Origin of the sequence: Exiguobacterium sp. s123 (assembly GCF_018617075.1) — a bacterium.
Classification (GTDB): domain Bacteria; phylum Bacillota; class Bacilli; order Exiguobacteriales; family Exiguobacteriaceae; genus Exiguobacterium; species Exiguobacterium profundum.
The window spans coordinates 127166-144621 of the sequence record NZ_JACSJL010000006.1; the positions used below are offsets into that span (position 1 = coordinate 127166).

Sequence of the window (17456 nt, forward strand, 5' to 3'; positions counted from 1 at the left end):
AATATTGAAAGGAGCGAGCGACATGTTGCCTTTCTTACTGACATTGCGTCGAATTGTACGCGGAGTCTGGTGTGGTCTCCGTGACCCTGAGTTCCAAGTCTTATTCAGTCTTGCCTTCCTTACCGTCCTCTCCTGTACACTTTTTTTACACCCGGTTCGAGGAGATGCGTTGGTTGGACGCACTTTACTTCAGTGTCATCACCCTAACTACCATTGGATATGGTGATTTTGCCCCACAGACCGACATCGGAAAATATTCACCATCGGATATGTATTGACCGGGGTGGGCATCATGGTTGGCTTTATCACAAAAGTGTTTGATCATTTACAAAAAGCACGACTCGATGAATTAGAAGCAAAACAAAAGACGCCACCCTCTGATTCATAAGGATGGCGTCCTTTCGTTTAGGAAACTTTTCGATTTTCAATTTCAAGCTGTTGGTTGAAACGCTTCGTCTCGGCAATGACAACACCCGACAAGAACAAGAGACCAATCAAGTTCGGGATGGCCATTAAGCCGTTGAAGACATCCGATAACGCCCATACCAAGTTCAAGTTTGTCGTCATGGCACCGAGTCCCGCGACGAGTACAAAAGCAATCCGATAGGGAAGAATCGACTTTTGTCCGAACAAGTAATGGATGGAGCGTTCGCCGTAATACGACCAACCGAGCACGGTCGAATAGGCGAACAAAACGAGCCCGATTGTGACAATATAACCGCCGGCTGGTCCGAGGAACAGTTCAAATGTAGCTGAAGTCAATTCGACCCCTTCAAGTCCTGTCTCGATTTGACCACCCATGACGAGTGTCAATCCTGTCACCGAACAGACGACAAGCGTGTCCAAGAAGACTTGAGTCATCGAGACGAGCGCCTGACGACCCGGCATATCTGTTTTCGCTGCCGCTGCTGCGATCGGAGCAGAGCCAAGACCTGCTTCGTTCGAGAAGACACCACGTGCCACCCCGTATCGAATGGCAGCTCCGATGGCCCCTCCACCGATTGCTTCTGCACTGAACGTACTGCTAAAGATGAGTGCGAACGCATCCGGAATCAGTGAGTAATTCATCACCATGATGATGAGACCGCTACCTAAGTAGAAGGCAATCATGACGGGGACGAAGTAACTGACCACTTTCCCGATGGAACGCACGCCTCCGAGAATGACCGCTCCTGTAAAAATCATAATGAGAATCCCTGATATGTAAAGTGGTACGTCAAACGTTGTTTTGAGCGCAAGCGCGACCGAGTTCGTTTGGACCCCGTTTCCAATACCGAACGCCGCAATCGATGCGAATGCAGCAAATGCTACTGCTAACCATCGTTGATTCAACCCTCGTTCTAGATAGTACATCGGTCCACCAGCCATTTGACCGCGCTCATCAGTGACCCGATACTTCACGGCAAGAACTGCCTCTGCGTATTTCGTTGCCATCCCAAAGAAACCGGACACCCACATCCATACGATGGCTCCCGGTCCTCCTAATACGACCGCTGTCGACACCCCGACGATATTCCCCGTACCGACAGTCGCCGCCAGAGCGGTCATGAGCGCCTGGAAGTGACTGATGTCCCCTTTAGAGGATTGATCCTGATTTTTCGAAAACGCCAATTTCAACGCATACGGTAATTTGGTGATTTGAATTCCACCTAGACGCACCGTCAAGTAAATGCCTGTCCCCACAAGCAAAATCAAGAGCGGTGGTCCCCATACAAAGTTGGACACCGTACTCACCCATTCACTAAATGATTGCCCCATACAAAGTATCCCCTTCCCCCGAAAAATAGTGTACACCTCTATTTTTTCAGAATACTTAGAACAATGCAAAAGTATTGTACTAAAACAACTGATTCATTGTTTGTTCTGTACAAAAACAGCGAGACGAACTCAATCGTCTCGCTGTGACTCAGGTTTCTCTCGTTGTAAAGGCGCTTTCCAATCAAATGTATCCGGAACATAATCGAGCCCGCCTGGATGAAACGGCTGACAGCGAATGAGTCGGCGAGCGGTTAAATAACTGCCTTTGACAGCCCCATGTTTTTCGATTGCTTCGATTCCGTAGTGCGAACAGCTCGGATAAAATCGGCACGTTGGCGGCTTTAATGGTGAAATAAAACGCTGATAACCTTGAATCCCTTTTACTAGTACACGTTTCACACGATTTCGCCTCACTCTTTTGAATTAGTGCCATCATAGCGCGATTTGAAACGTTTGTCATGTTCGTCGATTCCTATGTCAAATCGTTTTCCATCTCTTTACAAATGAGCAGGATGGGCGATATTCGAGTGTATGTTTGTTATGATAGTCAACATAACTATTGACCGAATCGAAAAGAAGAGGTGACGAATGATGAATCAACTACTAATGGTCGGTGCAGGATCGATGAGCGAGGCACTCGTTCGCGGGTGGATCGACTCGGGCATCGAACCGACACACATCACAATGACAAACCGAAGTGACCGGGAGCGTTTACTCTTCCTACAAGATGAACTCGGCGTTCAAATCGTCGAGGACGAAAACGTGAACGACTATGACATCGTCGTATTAGCGATGCAACCAGATGGCGTCATGCCATATGTAGAATCGAAAGAATGGAAGACACCGTTACTCGTCTCGGTCGCGGCACATATCGAACCGAGCCAGTTAGAAGAGGCTTCAGGGTTACCAGCCGTATGCGCCATGCCGAACACGCCTGTCGCCTATCGGAGCGGGATGACGGGTCTATGGTTCGGTCCAGAAACTGATGAGGCTGATCGCGCAAAAGCGACTTCTCTCTTTGAACGGGTCGGACGAACGGCCGTCACCGATGCGAAGACGATGTCGGCCTTTATGGCTGCTGCCGGGTGCAGCCCGGCCTTCTTCTATGAAATCGTGGGTGCGATGACGCCCGTCCTAACGGATGTCGGTTACGATGAACAGACAGCGCGTCAAATTGTCGCTCAAGCGATGAAAGGCTCCGCTGAGTTGTTGTCTCATGAAACACGGAAGACGAATGAACTGATTGCCGACGTGGCCGCTCCAGGCGGACCGACAGACCGAGGCGTCGGCGTGCTTCAGGAACGGAACCTTGCTGACGTGATGGCTTCAGCCTTGCGTGAAAGTGCCAAAGAAGATCATGAAACGATCGAGAAACCATAAAAAATGGATGGAAGCGACTCGCTTCCATCCATTTTTTCAATTGATTGTATGTATGATGGACACAATCAAACCCACCACTAAAATCCCCGGTAATAAATTGGCCACGCGAATTTTAGTGATTCCAACCAAGTTCAAGCCAATCGCCACAATCATGACTCCACCGGTCGCGGTCATCTCTAAAATAAAGCTGTCCATGAGCGACTCCGGAATGAACTTCATGATTTGAATGGCGAGTAACGCGATTCCGCCCTGATACAGTAACACTGGAACTGCTGAAAACATGACCCCAATCCCAAGTGTCGAACTTAACACGAGGGCCGTAAAACCATCAATCAACCCTTTCGTGTATAACACGTCATGATCACCACGTAACCCGCTATCGAGCGCCCCGATAATGGCCATCGCCCCGATCACGAAAATGAGCGTGGCCGTTACGAATCCTTCCGCTACACTCGATTGACTCCCAAGGCGCCGTTCGAGCCGATAACCGACTTCATTCAATAATTCATCTAACTTCCACCATTCCCCGAGCGCAGACCCGACGACTAGACTTCCGATGACGATTAAGAAGTTCTCACTTTTCATCCCCATTTGAATCCCAAGCAAGATGACCGCAAGCCCGATTGCCGCCGTCACCGTCTCTTTCATACGCTCCGGAATGCGGTGAAATAAGAGACCTAGCAATGCCCCGATGACAATTAGTCCGGCATTGACGAGGGTTCCCGTTAGAACCATGTCGCATTCCCCGTTTCATTATGTATTGAAAGGAATATACCAATTGCTTTCGTGCCATGTCAACATACAAAAAAAGAGCCACTTCTCGCAAGAAGTGGCTTCGCGGAAACCCATGTTCCGGTGGGTTTCTCGAGGGTTTGGCACCCAAGTGATTCTGACTGGGCTCGAACCAGCGACCTCTACCCTGTCAAGGTAGCGCTCTCCCAGCTGAGCTACAGAATCAGGTCGTGTCCTCTCTTAAGGACACTATTAATATATCAAGAAACTATTGAGTTGGCAACAACTTTTTTATTTTTTTAGAGACTTTTTCATCGTGTCATTTGTTGACGGTCGATATGTCGACATAACCGCTCCAAATCGCCCGCATAAACGGAGACGAGCATGTCCTTATAGAATGTATCTCGATCCCAATGAAGACCGTTCGCCTTAGCGACACGTTGAGACGGAACATTATCCGGATGAATCAGAGAAATAATCTCCTTCTCGCCTTCCGTAAAAGCATGCTGCATCAGACGCGCGGCGGCTTCTCGACCATATCCCATATGCCAATGCTTCGGTGACAACCAATATCCGACTTCCAACTCGATTTTACCGTCCAATTCATGCAATAACGTACCTGCGTGACCAATCGGTTCATCACTGTCAAATGTCATGAGCTTCAGGAGACCGGTCTGGCGTCCTGTCTCATAACGAGCCAATTGACGTTCAAACCACTCAATCGTCTGTTCGTCAGTGTACGGTCTCCCATCCGGACTGATGAAGCGCATCACCCGAGGATCTTGGAGAAGCGATTTGACAAAATAGAAATCAGAAAGCGTATACGGTTCAAACCGCAAACGTTCAGATTGCAACTCGACAAGATGCATCGTTTTCCGCCCCTTTCTTTCATCATCATAATCTGAATTATTAAATTCCCGTTTTCAGCACATTTCAACCCTTTAGGCCACAACTTTTAATCCGACCACACTCCCGATAATCAACGTCAAATAAAAGATACGCCAACGACTTTTCGATTCGTTCAAATAAAGCATACCTAAAATGACGCCGCCGGCCGCACCGATACCTACCCAGATGGAATAGGCAAGACTAAGAGGAATGACCTCAAGTGATTTCGATAACCAATAAAAGCTGAGCGCAAACGATAAAATTGATGCAATCGACCATTTTAAAATCTGGTATCCTTTCGATTTCCCCATAAAGAAAACGGCTGTCATTTCAGCAATTCCTGCTCCAATCAGATAAACCCAACTCATGCCTCTTCCCCTCCTGTCACTTGCTTCAATCCGATGATGCCGATAATCAACGTCGTCACAAGGATTAGTTTCCATCCACTAAGCCCCTCGTCAAATAAGAAGGCACCAACTATGACTGTGCCGACCGCTCCGATTCCTGTGAATACGGCGTACCCCGTACCGGCAGGGAGCGTCCGAAACGCTTTCGCCAATAATCCGAAACTAAGAATCAATAACACGATTGTCCACAATGTCGGACCTAAAACCGTGAAGCCTTCAGACAGCTTCATCGTCGTCGCCCAGACGATTTCGAGTAGTCCTGCAAACAGGAGGGAAATCCATGCACCCTTCTCTTTACTCATCCCAACCCACCCCTTTCTTGAAAATTCGAAACGCAGCTTGTTGTCGCATCTCCCGATCCTCTTCAAATGTGAATAACGACAGTAAGGCGCCATCTAAAAAGCAATAGTACGCAGCATATAGTTCATCGAGCGATTGTACCGGTAAATCGCCACGCTCCATCGCCAGTCGAAATTGTTCTTTCTCAAATCGTTTCAGCTTGGTTTCGACCGTCCCGATGACTTCCTCGATATACTCTCGAAACTCCGGGGGAGGGACAAGTAACATTCGTTTCGTCAACATCCATGTCTCATGATCACTAAAGAAGGACGTGAGCGTGTTGACGATTGACTCGATTCGTTCTAAAGGTGGTCGTCCTACCGTATCGTCACTCGTTGTCTGCCATACTTCTTCGTAACGATTCGCCATGTCTGTGACGACTTGTTTGAACAATTGTTCTTTCCCATCGATATGGGCATATAAAGACGGCTTGCGAATTCCTACATCTTCCGCTACTGCCGCTAGTGACAACCCTTCGTAACCTTCCCGTGCGAAGCGTGTGCGAGCAGACTGCATGATTTTTTCTTTTGTATTCATGTCATTCACTCTCCTTGTCTTACACTCTAACTAACGAACGGTAGGTAGTCAAGTCAAGCAATTGTATTTTGGTTCATGATTCTCCACAATATAAGTAGAAAGAGGTGACGAAAGATGATTGAACAATTAAACGTGTCGATTCCGACGGAGAAAGTACGTGGTCAAAAGCGGATTGTCCGCGTATTTCGACCAGACTGGGTCGACGTCAGCACCCCGCTTCCCGTCCTGTATATGCATGATGGACAAAATGTGTTTTCTGGAAACACTGCTACATATGGAGAAGGTTGGGAAATCGATCGTTGCATCGACCTGCTCCAACTCCCGCTCATGGTCGTCGCCATCGCGAGTGCCCCGAACTGGCTAGACCGTTACGATGAGTATTCATATGAGGAAGATGAGATGTTATATCGTCGGATTGGACCTGAACTGGCGAAAACTCGTCCGACACTCGGTGGCCAAGGTCGTATGTATACAGATTGGCTCATGAATGAATTAAAACCACGAATTGACAGCGAGTTCGCCACTGACCCAGAAGATGTCGGGGTCATGGGGAGCTCGATGGGAGGTGTCATCTCTTTATACATGATGGCGACCTATCCTTCTATTCGACGAGTTGGCTCCCTCTCCACCGCGGCATGGGCCAATCTTGATCCGTTGATTCGAGAAATGAAACAAGCTGAGTTCGCGGGTAAACTATATATGGACATCGGCACAAATGAAGAGAGTGGGCCAATCACGCCAAGCGACTACCTGTTCACGAATGCGAAACTGATTGAAGTCATCGCGCAGAAAGGCATCGCCTTGCGATATGAGGTCGAACCAGACGCGATTCACAACGAATCGGCCTGGCGCCGCCGCTTGCCTGACGCACTGCGCTATCTATACGATTGCACGTAAAAGAGCGAATTCCGTAACTTTCGGAATTCGCTCTTTCGTTTAGATGACCCAGTTCCCGTCACGCATGATTGCCTCACGCGTCCCGTCTTCTCGTTCACCATCGATATTCATTTCGGCTGAACCAATCATGAAGTCAACGTGTGTCATCGAGTCGTTCGCACCGTTCGCCGCGAGCTCTTCTTGTGACATCGAAGGCCCCCCTTCGAGACATGTCGAGTACGCACGGCCGAGCGCCAAGTGACACGATGCATTCTCATCAAACAACGTGTTATAGAAGAGAAGACCCGAGTTCGAGATTGGAGAATCATCCGGAACGAGCGCTACTTCACCGATACGACGCGCCCCCTCATCCATGTTCAACAATTCATCAAGAGCCGCTTGCCCTTTCTTCGCCTCCGCTTTGACGACTTTCCCACCTTCAAACCAAAGGGTGAACTCATCAATCAAGTTCCCGCTGTAGCTGAGTGGTTTTGTGCTCGACACGTGACCTTCCACAGAGTCTTTATCTGCGAGCGTGAACACCTCTTCCGTCGGCATGTTCGCGATAAAGTCGATGCCATCGACGTTCGGGCCGCCACCGCCAAGGAAGACATGTTTTTTCGGAAGTCCGATTGTCAGTTCCGTCCCTGGTGCTTTGTAATGAAGCTTCGCATACTTCTTCTCTGTCAATAGCTTCGCACGGCTACGAAGTGATTGATCGTGTGTATCCCATGCCGCGACGACATCTTCTTGATCCATCCGCGTTGCTGCGAAGATGGCTTGCCATAATGCCGCAACCGCATCATCACGTCCCGGGAATACTTTTTGTGCCCACGCTTCTGACGCACCTGCGACGATTGACCAGCTCACATTGTCGCTCATCACATATTGACGCCACTTCGCGAGCGCTTGTCCTGCTGCACGGTTCGCATCCGAGATGCGTGACGATTCCACACCATTCAACGCATCCGGGTCATCACTGACGATTGACAAGAATGCCGTTTTTTCTTCAGCCAATTGCTCAAAACGGGCCTTCAACCAATCTGGAAACTCTTTGAATGAATCCGCTGGTGCATTGAAATAACGAATTTTCCCTGTTTCTTCGTCGCTCCAGTTGACGAATACTTGCTTCGCTCCTGCCGCATAAGCAGCTTTCACCACGTGACGGACGAGTGGTGCCTGACTGATGTCAGCACGTACTTCTAATTGTTGACCAGGTTGAATGTTCACACCTTTTTTCACCGCTAATTCTGCATAGCGTGCGAAATCTGCCTCTGTCGGCATCGAAATCTTAGACATATGTATCGTTCCTCCTTTTCAGTTATCTTTATTTTCTTAAATTTCAGGAAAAGTTGCAACCAATGCGCAAAAACGGGCATATTAGTAGATGAAGAAAGAAGGAGGAATCCAAATGGCAGATTGGAAAACAACATACACACATTTTTTAAAACAAGCGAAAGAAGACATCCGCGACCGAGAACAATTGGGCGACTTGCTCGTTCAAGGTGAACGCGCACTCGCAAAAGTCACAGTCGATGTGGCATCCAATGAAATCAGTAACATCGAGCGTGAAGAAGAACTGACACTTTACTTCCAGATGAAACAAATGCTGAATATGTTACGCGCGCTTTACAATGAACAATTTGAGATGCAAGCAGATAAACAAGAGGAGCTCGTTGCGGCCATCCTGTACTTCGTCTCCCCATTCGATGCGATTCCAGACGATGTCCCGCTCGGACTTTTTGATGATGCTCAAGTCATCGATTACGTACATGAGCAATTAGCGAGTGATATCGATCGATTCCATAATGACATGTGAGACTTGAAATGACGTAAAAGTAGCAGTACGCTTGCAGAAGACTTACAAAAAGGAGGCGTCAGGCCTAGCCATTATCTATGTATGCAAAATCTCGAAAACGGGTTGCCCTTGAAACGGTACTGTTCATCATTGCCGGGACAATCCTTCAGTCTGTCTTTGTCAGCTTACTGCTCAAACCAAACGAAATCGGTTCTGGGGGAATCGTCGGAATCACGTTGATTACGAATGAACTGTTTGGAACTCCCATCGGTTTGACACAGCTCGTGCTTAATATCCCACTCTTTTTATTGGGACTAAAATATTTGGGACGTCGATTTATCTTGATGACAGGAATTGTCGTCGTACTTTCCTCTATCCTCATCGATAGTTTGCCAGTCTTGATTCCCCCGACCCCACTCGATGATCCGCTCGTCGCTTCGGTGTTCAGCGGAATCGTTTCAGGGCTTGGACTCGCACTTCTCCTCTTTGCAGGAGCTTCCACCGGTGGACTCGACATTCTAGGGAAAGTCATCTATATGAATAATCGAAACTTGTCGTTGCCTAAAATCTTTCTGACACAAGACATCATCGTCTATGTGTTGGTCTTCATCGTCTTTGACATCAAAGCTGTCATGTACGCGCTTGTGTTAAGCTTCGTCAGATCCCGAACGCTACTTACGATTCATAAATTCTTCGCTGCCCAAAAGCAATGCTTCATCATTTGTCAAAAAGCAGACGAAATCAATTTGGTCATCAAGCAGAATTTGAAACGGGGCGTCACCATCATGGATGCGACAGGCGGATATTCGAACGATTCGAAAAAAATGCTGTACGTCGTCGTCCAGAACAATGAAATCCCACGCCTTCGTCAAATCGTGTCTGAAATCGATTCTGAGGCATTTGTCACTGTGTCTGAAATCGATTCAGTCGTCGGGAACTTTAAAGAACACTCCTATACACTGTAAATCTAAAATTTTCGACAACAATATAGATTGTTGTCGATTTTTTTGTGTAATCTTTGTTCACCTGTTCCGATAATAAATAAGAGCCCCATACATATACAGAAGGAGGTGCATGAGTTGTCTGCTTACTCGTTGCGCCAATACGTTCCGGCGATTCTCATCGGAACTTTTTCTACCGGACTTTTATTTTTATTTTTAACCCCGCACGACTTACGACAGATCACGTTGTTCATCTATTATCTCGTCATATCCGGGGCCGCGATTGGTTTTAGCGGAGTAGCAATTTTTAAACATAGAGGGATGCGGCGTTTTATCCATGTTTTGATTAGTGCAGGAAATGTATGTTTCACGCTGTACTTACTGATGCACTATCTTTCAACCAACGACAATACGCAGTCCTTGTTGTTCCTTCAAAATTTCTTTTATTTAATCATGGCTTTAATCGTCATCACGCAATCGATTGAGTTTCGTACTTTGAAACTGCGCACATTCGATTTATTCGCCCTGTTTAGTTTCCTTTTGATTGGCGGACTTCATATTTGGTTCTTTTCAACGCAAGACGTCTCGCTAGTGTCACAGTTGAGCGGATTTGAAGAGCAGATGTTACTCATCAGCCTCTATATGATGCTCGCATTCCTGTACTTAAATCGAGTCGTCTCAGCTGGTCAACAGTTCCGCATTTTATTGCTCGTCGGAATTCTTGGATTCACGATTGCTTCGATTGCAAACACGTTGGTTGTCTTTTCCGGAATTACACATGAATTGATTCATCTGTTGCAAGTCAGTAGTATCTTGACCATCTCGATCAGCTACTGGGTCGATGATGTATCGGAAGATGCACTTGCCTACGATTCCATTGTCGATTATGTGCTGTATAGTGTGGTCGTCATGATGTTTTTACTCGCTTCCGATCGCCTTCTTGGAACATCCGTAATGGACTCGATGATCGCAAATGCTGTTCTCTTGTTGCTCATTCGTCAGTTTGTCGTCTCCAAACAGAACGCACTCATCAGTCATCGTTTGCATTCCGTCAACACAGATTTGGAAGTTGCCGTGTCGACCAAGGCACATGAATTAGAAATCCGTGAACAGCAATACCGTTCGCTTTTTGCCTACCATTCAGAACCGATTTTCTTATTCGACTTGCATGGCGAAGTGTTATCTGTCAACGAGGCCGGCAGCTCTATCTTAGGACTGACAACCGAAACACTACTCGGCTCGAACATCTTAGACATCATTGAATCGAAAGACCGTGCACCTTATACCATCATTCTTCAAGAGTTGACGAACGGTCGTCCCCGAACAATCGATGTGCATGTGATGACCGACGAAGGGGAAACACGCGTCTGGCAATTGGTCAACGTCCCAATGATCATCGAGGGAGAAGTCGAGGGCATCTACGCTATCGCTAAAGACATCACCCAGATGATCGAGCAACAAGAACAAATTCTGTATCAAGCTAAATTCGATAGTTTGACCGGTCTTCATAACCGCTACGCACTTCAAGAGCAAATCGAACGCTTGATCGAGGAAGGGCGTACGTTCACATTGATGTTTTCCGATTTGGATGGATTTAAAGAAATCAATGATCAATTCGGTCATCATATGGGTGACCAGTTATTACAACATATCGGAAAACGGCTGCGGACTGCACTCTTGCCGAACGAATATGCCGGGCGACTCGGGGGCGATGAGTTTATCGTCGTCGCGGAACATGGAGACGATGAGATGTTGACGGAACGATTGCGGCGGCTTGTCTATCGTCCCCCGTATTATATGGCCGGGACACTCGTCGAAGTCCATGCCTCGATCGGGATTGTCCGCTTCCCGGAGCATGGGAAAAAATTAAAGCACTTGCTCTCGAATGCCGATTTGGCGATGTATCGCGCGAAAGACAAAGGTCGTGACGAAACCGTCATGTTCGAACCAGAGTTACGGGAGGACAAAGAAGAGCGGAAAGTGTTAATGGAAGGGCTTGAAACCGCACTTGAAAAAGGCGAGATTTCCCTTTTCCTTCAGCCTCAAGTGGATGCCTCGACGAAAGCAATCATCGGAGCAGAGGCGCTCATGCGCTGGCAACATAACGGTGCGTTCATTCCACCAAGCCAGTTCATTCCGATTGCTGAAGAAACGGGACATATTCAGGATTTAGGTCGTTGGATGATTCATGAAACATTCCAATTAATCCACGTGTTTGAACAAGGGGACATCCACTTACCAAAACTATCCGTTAACCTGTCCGTCCGTCAGTTGTTCGATGAACATTTGATCGATTACTTGAAAACATTGTTCGAGCGGTTCCCGATTGAACCGTCACGCCTTAATTTTGAGTTGACAGAAACCGTGGCCGCACATCATTCGGATCGTGTATTAAATCGCATTTTAGAGTTAAAAGCACTCGGCATCAAGCTGTCTATCGATGATTTCGGGACAGGGTACAGTTCACTCGCATACCTCGTCCGTTATCCAATCGATGAATTGAAAATTCCTCGCGAGTTCACGATGCAGCTTGAAGAGAATCGCGAATATCAAATGGTCACGACGACCATTGTCGCCATGGCACGCCAACTCGGTATGGCACTCGTTGCCGAAGGCGTCGAAACCGAGTACCAGGAGACGTTCCTTCGTAAAATCGGTTGTGACTCCATGCAAGGATATCGCTATGCGAAACCGATGCCGCTAGATGAATTCGTCATTTACTACATGAAACACACAACGCCTTGAACCGGTTATTCGGTCCAAGGCGTTTTCTCATCTCATTTCATACACTTTGACTTCTCCCGGTTTCAAATCGACCACGAGATTCCAATTGTCATCAAACGAATGCTCCGCATACGGCCATGAGTCAGGTGAATAGACCATCTCCGCAAAACGACTCGCATTCCAATTTCGACGTCTCACCCCATCAAGCGTGACCACTCCTCGTAGCGCATCTACCATGTTCGTATTCGCTACGATGAGCAACGTATCATTCGTTTCTGGCCGTAACCAAGCGAATCCAATGAATGGGGCGAACGGTTCATTTAAAACGAGCGGTTCAAAGTGATTCGGATCAACGAGCACATCCAACCATCGACGTCGAATTTCAGCCACTTGATGCATCACTTCAATCATTTCATCCCGTTCTGGATGGTCCCAATGAAACTGATATGCATCAAAAAACGCAAGCTTGCCGAAATAAGGGTCCGTCGGGAAGAGTTGATACGCCTCTTCCGGTCGACAATCGAGTCCAGTGTTCATCGGTTGTGTCTCATACAATTCAAGCCCCGAGTTCGTCATCGGGACTCCATTTGGCATAAATCCGTTTAACACCGTCAACAAGCGACTTGCCTTTCGTCCACCTTCCCGTGTCGCGAGACGACGTGTATCGGCCGTTTCACCTGCCGCAAATACTGGTAGAGGTAAAAAGCGTGAATCATATAAGAATTGATGAGTTTCATGCGTGTTGAATCGCGGTTCTTTATAGAAGCCATATCCGATAATCATGTTATAGCCAGCATCCTTCGCCGCCCAGGCTCCAGACTCGATGAGTTCTTCAGCGATAAAGCTGAAATTCGAATCGATGGCACGCGGTTGTTCCAAAATTCGTTGTGCTAAATCAACCGGAAGGGCATGACCCATATCAATACGCGCCCCATCTATACCGTATTCCCGTTGATAGTGAGGAATGATGTCAGCGAGCATCTCCCAAAGGGGTTCATTGATCTCATTTCCTCGGAATTGATTGGATTTGATCGAGTCAAACAGAATATAAGGCGCAATGTTCGCATCGTTCACATAAGGTGCCGCTGCAAGCGGATGGTCTAAGAAAAGTCGGAAATAGGTTACGTCTGACCATGGTGGTTGCGGGTCATTGATACAATCCGAGAAAGCAGGTGCAGTCGTCAAGCCGAACTCTCGTTCAATCATCGCCAACACGTTTTCTTTTGGATGCTCGAGCAACGTGTTACGTACACGATCCCACTTCTCCGCATCAATCAAGTTCGGTGCCATGGAAAACCGTCGCAAGTGTTGCCATACGTCTTCTGAGTTATACACCATCGGCAAGAAAGCAAATTCCGGTTTGACGTTCTCCCCAATGCCCGGAACATATGGCGGATGATAGTAATCGACTTCCGTCAAGGGAATCCAGTAAAACCATTCCGGGTTTTCTAAGATGAGACGGTTATCTCGGGCACACGTTCGCGGGATGACATCGATGACGACACGAATCCCTACCATGTGACAGGCCTCCACGAATGCGGCAAATTCTTCTTCGACCGTCATCTCGTCACCAGTTAACGTTTCCTTCAACTCTTCATCGATTGCGAAAAAGTCTTGCACGGCATAAGGAGAACCGAATTCACCCTTCTTGTTTTTATGGCTGTGTTGCGAAATCGGCAAGAGGAATAATGTATCGATCCCCATATAGAGAAGATGTGGAATCAATGCAAGCGCTTTCACAAAAGTGCCTGTGTCTTTCATTCCCACTGAATTCTCCATTTCAACGTAACCCGACCCATCGTGGTCCCATGAGGTCGATGTACGAACTTGCATGGAGTAAACCGATGCCCGTTTGATCCAATCCCCTCCGGTTTGTAAATGTCCGTCTGCAAGCGCAATGGAAGTACGATAGTCGCGACTTTCATGTGCATACGGGAAAATCGTTTTTTCAATCGTTTCCAACAAAAAATCATATGGATTGACACGTTCCACCCCATCTCGAACCGGCTCGGAATGGAAACGCATGCGATTCCAAAGACTTGGAATCTCATAGGTAAGATTCGTTCGCTTGTTTCGTAAAACCTGGCACAGCTTGTGTAACGTCGAGTTCTCTGACATACTGACTCTCCTTATGCATCTAATTGTCTTCTCTCATCAAGAGACACTACTCTTAATGATTATACATTTCCCCGTTTTTTCCTTTTTCAAAAAAATATTTTCTGTCGTTTTTTACAAAATCATGTACGATGTAGAAGAAAGGAGGGTCACGATGTCACAACTAAAGTGGATTTTATTATGGATCAGTTTATCAATCTTATCTATTTCGATTATTTTTATTTTTATTTTTCAATTGAAAGAAACAAATGAGCGTCTCGAAACCATTCAAGGCGAACAACTCGACTCCTATGAATCGATTGAAGACGTGATGTATTATAACGTCGAACGGGCAAATGCCATCCGTGGATTACTCGCATATGAAGACCGACACTTTTTAGAGATGTACTATAGCATGTCTCGACAAGCCAAAGACCTTAAACAATCCATCATCGATGACCCGGACACACCGAGCTCTGTCCTCGATTTACTCGAACGAGATGCCATTTGGGAAAAGGAAGCCGATCGCGTTCTCGTCATCTATGAAGAAGGCGACTTAGTGAAAGCGACGGCTGTCGCAGAAACGATGACAGAACTTCGGCAAACGATTTTAGAAGATTTACGGTCTCTCAAACAAATGCAATACAAAGACATTCATAAAGAGTTGATTGCGGCAGAGAATCAAGTATCTTTCTTGACACAAGTCCTTTTCACCATCACTTTTTTACTTCTTGCCATTATTGTCATCCTCTCCTTTATGTTGTTGCGCATTAAAACGCATCACGACAGAATCGAATAAAAAAAGAAGTGTCTCAGGTACAAAACCGAGACACTTCTTTCATAATGTCATACGAAGTAACCGCGTCGCGTTCGCGATGGCAAGAAGCGCCACTCCCACGTCCGCAAATACCGCTTCCCACATCGTTGCGATGCCGAACAATCCTAAAAGCATGACAAGTGCTTTGATTCCAAAGGCAAGGAAAATATTTTGCCAGACGACGCGCTTCGTTCGTTTGCTTAGCTCAATGGCCCGAATGACATCCGTTGGCGCATCATGCATCAATACCACGTCCGCCGCCGTGACTGCTGTATCGCTTCCGACGCCACCCATGACGAGACCGACGTCTGCCCGGGCCAAAGCCGCCGCATCATTCATACCATCCCCGACGAAAGCAACTTTACGCGTTCCGAGCATCCGTTCGATTGCCTCCACTTTCTCGTGTGGAAGCAACTCCCCTCGTACTTCATCCAATCCGAGTTGCTTGCCAATTTTTGTAGCGACTTCTCGACGATCTCCAGATAGCATGACCGTCTGGATTCCGATTCGTTTCAATTGTTCGATTGCAGCCATCGCATCCGGCTTTACCGTATCCATCAGTTCGATTCGTCCAAGCCAACGATTATTCTTCATCACATGTACATTCGTCCCGATTGACGAATCTGCAATCACTTGACCTAACCGTTCCATGTAACGGGCACTCCCTACATACACCTCGTCGTCACCATCTCGTGCACGGAGACCATATCCTGGCTCCTCTTGAATCGATTCAAACGCTTGAACCTCCCCAGCACGACGGACGATTGCTTGCGCAAGAGGATGATTGGATGCTCGTTCGACCCGAGCAGCTAAATGTAACAGTTCATTAACGGTGATACCGTCTGTCGTCACGACATCGGTCACTTCAAATCGTCCGGTCGTCAATGTCCCTGTTTTGTCGAAGACCACTGTATCCACTTCAGTCAACGTGTCAAGGAACTCGCCACCTTTTACAAGAATCCCTTGTTTCGATCCAGAACCGATCCCCCCGAAATAACCTAACGGGATAGAAATCACAAGTGCACACGGGCAACTGATGACGAGAAAAATCAAGGCCCGGTAAATCCATTCATTCAAGTCCCCTACAAACAAGGGTGGAACGAATGCGACAAGTGTCGCCATGACTACCACGATCGGCGTGTAGACTTTTGCCAATCGTGTGATCATTTGTTCCGTCTTTGCTTTCTTTCCATTCGCCTCTTCGACGAGAGCAATCATTTTTTGAAGGCTCGACTCAGCCGCAAGTTTCGTCGTTTCAACGACGAGACGCCCCTCGATATTGACCATACCTGCCAACACTTCCTCGCCCGCGCTCACTTGCCTTGGAACGGATTCACCTGTCAAAGACGATGTATTTAGGGAACTCGCCCCACTCACGACGAATCCGTCCATCGGGACTAGTTCTCCTGAACGAATGACGAGATGTGACCCAACCGACACGTCTTCCGGCAATCGTTCCATTTCCTGACCCGCCTCGAGTACACGCGCTCGGGTCGGTTTCATATTCAACAAGGACTGAATCGATTTTCGGGAGGCGCGTACCGCCCGTCCTTGCACGTATTCACCGAGCTGATAAAACAGCATGACTGCTACCGCTTCCGGGTATTCTGAAATGGCGAATGCCCCGATTGTCGCAATGGTCATTAAAAATTTCTCGTCAAACCATTCCCGGTTCCATACGTTCCGGATCGCACCGTATACGACGTCGTAGCCAGCAAGTGAATATGCCGCAATGAATCCTAAAGTCGAATCTGTCCAAATGGCAATTGAAAAAATAAAAGCAGCCATAAGGAATCTCCAAAGCGTCCAATCTCGTCCTACGGTTTGATCGTCGTCTTGTTTAACAAACTTTGCTCCCGGTTCAATCCGTCCCATCGTCTGCTCAATCGACTGAAGCGTCTTGTCACGGTTTGACGGGTCCACCCACTCAATCACCATACGACTCGTCGCAAAATCAATTTGACAAGATGCGACTTCTTCACGTTTCGATACATCTCGCTCAATCTTAGCTGCACAATTCGTACAGGTAATACCGGACACAGGTAGTACGTCTCGATTTTTCATCATATCCCCCTAACATTCAAACGTTCATTTGAATATATCGTAACGTGAATTTTAATCGAAGACAAGTACCAAAAAAATGACCGTCCCCATTCGAGGGACGG

General features: G+C 47.3%; 16 protein-coding genes, 1 tRNA gene and 1 pseudogene. 7 read left to right on the forward strand and 11 right to left on the reverse strand.

Annotation, left to right across the window (positions count from 1 at the left end; translation table 11 throughout):
* The first annotated feature begins 22 nt into the window (after window positions 1-22).
* Window positions 23-388, forward strand: a pseudogene (locus KNO72_RS11700) (potassium channel family protein).
* A gap of 17 nt (window positions 389-405) precedes the next feature.
* On the opposite strand, the gene KNO72_RS11705 reads toward KNO72_RS11700, so the two are convergent.
* Both KNO72_RS11705 and yidD read right to left on the reverse strand, forming a co-directional pair.
* A complete protein-coding gene (locus KNO72_RS11705) occupies window positions 406-1758 on the reverse strand; it encodes an alanine/glycine:cation symporter family protein (protein WP_214685527.1) in 1353 nt (450 codons plus the stop codon).
* 129 nt (window positions 1759-1887) lie between these two features.
* Entirely contained in the window at window positions 1888-2157 is a 270-nt protein-coding gene (gene yidD / locus KNO72_RS11710; RefSeq protein WP_015880777.1) for a membrane protein insertion efficiency factor YidD, read from the reverse strand.
* A 192-nt stretch (window positions 2158-2349) separates the two neighbouring features.
* On the opposite strand from yidD, the gene KNO72_RS11715 reads away from it, so the two are divergent.
* Window positions 2350-3138, forward strand: a complete 789-nt coding sequence (locus KNO72_RS11715) for a pyrroline-5-carboxylate reductase family protein (protein ID WP_251024998.1) — start codon at window positions 2350-2352, stop codon at window positions 3136-3138.
* Window positions 3139-3174: 36 nt separating this feature from the next.
* On the opposite strand, the gene KNO72_RS11720 is transcribed toward KNO72_RS11715, so the two are convergent.
* From KNO72_RS11720 to KNO72_RS11745, 6 genes are all read right to left on the reverse strand, one after another.
* Window positions 3175-3873 carry a DUF554 domain-containing protein gene (locus tag KNO72_RS11720; protein ID WP_214689120.1) on the reverse strand — a complete coding sequence of 233 codons (699 nt, stop codon included), beginning with the start codon at window positions 3871-3873 and terminating at the stop codon, window positions 3175-3177.
* A gap of 149 nt (window positions 3874-4022) precedes the next feature.
* Window positions 4023-4095, reverse strand: a tRNA-Val gene (locus tag KNO72_RS11725).
* 86 nt (window positions 4096-4181) lie between these two features.
* Window positions 4182-4739: a GNAT family N-acetyltransferase gene (locus tag KNO72_RS11730; protein WP_015880774.1), complete on the reverse strand. Its 558-nt coding sequence runs from the start codon at window positions 4737-4739 to the stop codon at window positions 4182-4184.
* 72 nt (window positions 4740-4811) lie between these two features.
* On the reverse strand, window positions 4812-5126 hold the full coding sequence (locus KNO72_RS11735; protein WP_015880773.1) for a DMT family transporter: 315 nt from the start codon (window positions 5124-5126) through the stop codon (window positions 4812-4814).
* Window positions 5123-5467, reverse strand: coding sequence for a DMT family transporter (locus tag KNO72_RS11740; RefSeq protein WP_031420984.1), 345 nt, complete (start codon window positions 5465-5467; stop codon window positions 5123-5125). Before KNO72_RS11740 ends, KNO72_RS11735 begins: the two co-directional genes overlap by 4 nt.
* On the reverse strand, window positions 5460-6041 hold the full coding sequence (locus KNO72_RS11745) for a TetR/AcrR family transcriptional regulator (RefSeq protein WP_214689118.1): 582 nt from the start codon (window positions 6039-6041) through the stop codon (window positions 5460-5462). The genes KNO72_RS11740 and KNO72_RS11745 overlap by 8 nt, the downstream gene beginning before the upstream one ends.
* A 114-nt stretch (window positions 6042-6155) precedes the next feature.
* Here KNO72_RS11745 and KNO72_RS11750 point away from each other — a divergent pair, with 114 nt between their 5' ends.
* Window positions 6156-6938, forward strand: coding sequence for an alpha/beta hydrolase (locus KNO72_RS11750; RefSeq protein ID WP_214689116.1), 783 nt, complete (start codon window positions 6156-6158; stop codon window positions 6936-6938).
* A gap of 39 nt (window positions 6939-6977) precedes the next feature.
* Here KNO72_RS11750 and KNO72_RS11755 read toward each other — a convergent pair whose 3' ends face one another.
* A complete protein-coding gene (locus KNO72_RS11755) occupies window positions 6978-8216 on the reverse strand; it encodes an aminopeptidase (RefSeq protein ID WP_015880769.1) in 1239 nt (412 codons plus the stop codon).
* Window positions 8217-8328: 112 nt separating this feature from the next.
* On the opposite strand from KNO72_RS11755, the gene KNO72_RS11760 reads away from it, so the two are divergent.
* The 3 genes from KNO72_RS11760 to KNO72_RS11770 all read left to right on the forward strand — a co-directional run bounded on the left by KNO72_RS11760 (window position 8329) and on the right by KNO72_RS11770 (window position 12401).
* Entirely contained in the window at window positions 8329-8736 is a 408-nt protein-coding gene (locus KNO72_RS11760; protein ID WP_015880768.1) for a YkvA family protein, read from the forward strand.
* A 77-nt stretch (window positions 8737-8813) separates the two neighbouring features.
* Entirely contained in the window at window positions 8814-9680 is an 867-nt protein-coding gene (locus KNO72_RS11765; RefSeq protein ID WP_015880767.1) for a YitT family protein, read from the forward strand.
* A gap of 105 nt (window positions 9681-9785) precedes the next feature.
* The gene (locus KNO72_RS11770; RefSeq protein WP_371815855.1) at window positions 9786-12401 is read left to right on the forward strand and encodes a putative bifunctional diguanylate cyclase/phosphodiesterase; all 2616 of its coding nucleotides are present in this window, start codon (window positions 9786-9788) and stop codon (window positions 12399-12401) included.
* 27 nt (window positions 12402-12428) lie between these two features.
* Here the strand turns inward: KNO72_RS11770 and KNO72_RS11775 are convergent, their stop codons facing one another.
* Window positions 12429-14498: an alpha-amylase family protein gene (locus KNO72_RS11775; RefSeq protein ID WP_214758237.1), complete on the reverse strand. Its 2070-nt coding sequence runs from the start codon at window positions 14496-14498 to the stop codon at window positions 12429-12431.
* A gap of 151 nt (window positions 14499-14649) precedes the next feature.
* Here KNO72_RS11775 and KNO72_RS11780 point away from each other — a divergent pair, with 151 nt between their 5' ends.
* Window positions 14650-15273: a hypothetical protein gene (locus KNO72_RS11780; protein WP_214685511.1), complete on the forward strand. Its 624-nt coding sequence runs from the start codon at window positions 14650-14652 to the stop codon at window positions 15271-15273.
* Between the two features lie 39 nt (window positions 15274-15312).
* Here KNO72_RS11780 and KNO72_RS11785 read toward each other — a convergent pair whose 3' ends face one another.
* The gene (locus KNO72_RS11785; RefSeq protein ID WP_214685509.1) at window positions 15313-17355 is read right to left on the reverse strand and encodes a heavy metal translocating P-type ATPase; all 2043 of its coding nucleotides are present in this window, start codon (window positions 17353-17355) and stop codon (window positions 15313-15315) included.
* Window positions 17356-17456 lie beyond the last annotated feature (101 nt).

What these genes read in the sequence shown, in the direction of transcription:
- KNO72_RS11705 (WP_214685527.1), bottom strand. Translation starts at nt 1,758, where the DNA reads ATGGGGCAATCATTTAGTGAATGGGTGAGTACGGTGTCCAACTTTGTA.
- KNO72_RS11715 (WP_251024998.1), top strand. Translation starts at nt 2,350, where the DNA reads ATGAATCAACTACTAATGGTCGGTGCAGGATCGATGAGCGAGGCACTC.
- KNO72_RS11720 (WP_214689120.1), bottom strand. Translation starts at nt 3,873, where the DNA reads ATGGTTCTAACGGGAACCCTCGTCAATGCCGGACTAATTGTCATCGGG.
- KNO72_RS11730 (WP_015880774.1), bottom strand. Translation starts at nt 4,739, where the DNA reads ATGCATCTTGTCGAGTTGCAATCTGAACGTTTGCGGTTTGAACCGTAT.
- KNO72_RS11735 (WP_015880773.1), bottom strand. Translation starts at nt 5,126, where the DNA reads ATGAGTTGGGTTTATCTGATTGGAGCAGGAATTGCTGAAATGACAGCC.
- KNO72_RS11740 (WP_031420984.1), bottom strand. Translation starts at nt 5,467, where the DNA reads ATGAGTAAAGAGAAGGGTGCATGGATTTCCCTCCTGTTTGCAGGACTA.
- KNO72_RS11745 (WP_214689118.1), bottom strand. Translation starts at nt 6,041, where the DNA reads ATGAATACAAAAGAAAAAATCATGCAGTCTGCTCGCACACGCTTCGCA.
- KNO72_RS11750 (WP_214689116.1), top strand. Translation starts at nt 6,156, where the DNA reads ATGATTGAACAATTAAACGTGTCGATTCCGACGGAGAAAGTACGTGGT.
- KNO72_RS11755 (WP_015880769.1), bottom strand. Translation starts at nt 8,216, where the DNA reads ATGTCTAAGATTTCGATGCCGACAGAGGCAGATTTCGCACGCTATGCA.
- KNO72_RS11760 (WP_015880768.1), top strand. Translation starts at nt 8,329, where the DNA reads ATGGCAGATTGGAAAACAACATACACACATTTTTTAAAACAAGCGAAA.
- KNO72_RS11765 (WP_015880767.1), top strand. Translation starts at nt 8,814, where the DNA reads ATGTATGCAAAATCTCGAAAACGGGTTGCCCTTGAAACGGTACTGTTC.
- KNO72_RS11775 (WP_214758237.1), bottom strand. Translation starts at nt 14,498, where the DNA reads ATGTCAGAGAACTCGACGTTACACAAGCTGTGCCAGGTTTTACGAAAC.
- KNO72_RS11780 (WP_214685511.1), top strand. Translation starts at nt 14,650, where the DNA reads ATGTCACAACTAAAGTGGATTTTATTATGGATCAGTTTATCAATCTTA.
- KNO72_RS11785 (WP_214685509.1), bottom strand. Translation starts at nt 17,355, where the DNA reads ATGAAAAATCGAGACGTACTACCTGTGTCCGGTATTACCTGTACGAAT.